The following is a 2,255-nucleotide window of genomic DNA, read 5'->3' as shown; positions in this document are numbered from 1 at the left end:
TCGCTGGGCTCATAACCCAGAGGTCGCAGGTTCAAATCCTGTCCCCGCTACTGAATGACCGAAGGCCCGGATCCCCTGGATCCGGGCCTTCGGTCGTTTCCATGTGCGCAGACGGAGAAACTCCATGTGCGCGGACGGGGAAACGACGAAGGGCCGGGGTCGCCACCCCGGCCCTTCGTCGCAGGTACTGCTATGCGCCCGCGCAGTTCGGGCAGATGCCCCGGTAGGTCACCTCGACCGCCGAGACGGCGAAGCCGAAGCGCTCGCTGTCGGGCAGGTCGGCCAGCGGGTTGCCCGCCGGGAAGACGTCGCGGATCGCCCCGCACTGGGCGCAGACCAGGTGCTGGTGCGGGCGGTGCGCGTTGGGGTCGTAGCGCTTGGCGCGGCGGTGGTCCGTCGACACTTCCAAGATCTCACCCAGAGTGACGAGTTCGCCCAGCGTGTTGTAGACCGTCGCCCGGGAAATCTCCGGGAGCTTGGTCACGGCGCGCGCGTGCACCTCGTCCGCCGTCAGGTGAACGTGGTCACCGTCGAGCACCTCGGCCACGACTCGCCGCTGGGCAGTCATGCGCCAACCGCGTCCGCGAAGTCTCTCCAGCAGGTCACTCATAGACGCCAGCCTAACAGCGAGGTGACTCGGTGTAGATCCCGAATCAGTGTGGACTTGGATGCTTACTTGACTTAGACAAAGTCCATCGTAGGATCGGTTACGGCAAACGCCAAGGACAGGACTTGCAGGAATGACGCAGGAGGCGCACGTGACGCAGGGACCGCTCACCACGGAGGCCGGGGCTCCGGTCGCCGACAACCAGAACAGCGAGACCGCGGGCGTCGGCGGCCCCGTCCTGGTCCAGGACCAGCTGCTGCTGGAGAAGCTCGCGCACTTCAACCGCGAGCGCATCCCGGAGCGCGTCGTGCACGCCCGTGGCGCGGGTGCCTACGGCACCTTCACCCTCACCCGTGACGTCTCCGAGTGGACCCGGGCGAAGTTCCTCTCCGAGGTCGGCAAGCAGACCGAGACCTTCCTGCGCTTCTCCACCGTCGCCGGCAACCTCGGCAGCGCCGACGCGGTGCGCGACCCCCGCGGCTGGGCGCTGAAGTTCTACACCGAAGAGGGCAACTACGACCTCGTCGGCAACAACACCCCGGTGTTCTTCATCAAGGACGCCATCAAGTTCCCGGACTTCATCCACACCCAGAAGCGCGACCCGTACACGGGCTCGCAGGAGGCCGACAACGTCTGGGACTTCTGGGGCCTCTCGCCCGAGTCGACCCACCAGGTGACCTGGCTCTTCGGTGACCGCGGCATCCCGGCGTCCTACCGCCACATGAACGGCTACGGCTCGCACACGTTCCAGTGGAACAACGAGGCCGGCGAGGTCTTCTGGGTCAAGTACCACTTCAAGACCGACCAGGGCATCAAGAACCTCACCCAGGCCGAGGCCAACGTCCTCGCGGGCGAGGACGCCGACTCGCACCAGCGCGACCTGCGCGAGTCGATCGAGCGCGGCGACTTCCCGACCTGGACCGTGCAGGTCCAGATCATGCCCGCGGCCGAGGCGGCCCAGTACCGCTTCAACCCGTTCGACCTCACGAAGGTGTGGCCGCACGAGGACTACCCGCCGATCGAGATCGGCAAGCTGGAGCTCAACCGCAACCCGGAGAACGTCTTCGCCGAGGTCGAGCAGTCGATCTTCTCCCCGGCGCACTTCGTCCCCGGCATCGGTCCGTCCCCGGACAAGATGCTCCAGGGCCGCCTCTTCGGCTACGGCGACGCCCACCGCTACCGCGTCGGCATCAACGCCGACCACCTGCCGGTGAACCGTCCGCACGCCACCGAGGCGCGCACCAACTCCCGTGACGGCTACCTCTACGACGGTCGCCACGCGGGTGCGAAGAACTACGAGCCGAACAGCTTCGGCGGCCCGAACCAGACGGACCGCCCGCTGTGGGAGCCGCTCCCCGTCACCGGGGGCACCGGCAACCACCCGGCCGCGGTGCACAGCGAGGACACCGACTTCGTCCAGGCCGGCAACCTCTACCGCCTCTACTCGGAGGACGAGAAGTCCCGCCTGATCGAGAACCTGTCGGGCTTCATCGCCAAGGTCTCGCGCGACGACATCGTCGAGCGCGCGATCAACAACTTCCGCCAGGCGGACGGCGACTTCGGCAAGCGGCTCGACGCCGCGGTCCAGGCCCTTCGCGGCTGATCGGATCGCTTGTCGTAGGCGGACGGGCCGGTACCCCCACGGGGG

At 67.4% G+C, this 2,255-nt stretch carries 2 protein-coding genes; one reads left to right on the top strand and one right to left on the bottom strand.

Annotated elements, in window-relative coordinates; genetic code table 11:
* Positions 1-190 precede the first annotated feature (190 nt).
* Positions 191-610: a Fur family transcriptional regulator gene (locus tag ACFWAR_RS39330; RefSeq protein ID WP_354382373.1), complete on the bottom strand. Its 420-nt coding sequence runs from the start codon at positions 608-610 to the stop codon at positions 191-193.
* Positions 611-740: 130 nt separating this feature from the next.
* Between ACFWAR_RS39330 and ACFWAR_RS39325 the strand changes: the two genes are divergently transcribed.
* Entirely contained in the window at positions 741-2,210 is a 1,470-nt protein-coding gene (locus ACFWAR_RS39325; RefSeq protein WP_385788522.1) for a catalase, read from the top strand.
* Positions 2,211-2,255 lie beyond the last annotated feature (45 nt).

It is taken from the genome of Streptomyces sp. NPDC059917 (assembly GCF_042730635.1).
Taxonomy (GTDB): Bacteria; Actinomycetota; Actinomycetes; order Streptomycetales; family Streptomycetaceae; genus Streptomyces.
Note: the sequence above shows the minus strand (reverse complement) of the source record. Positions and strands in the feature narration are given on the sequence as shown.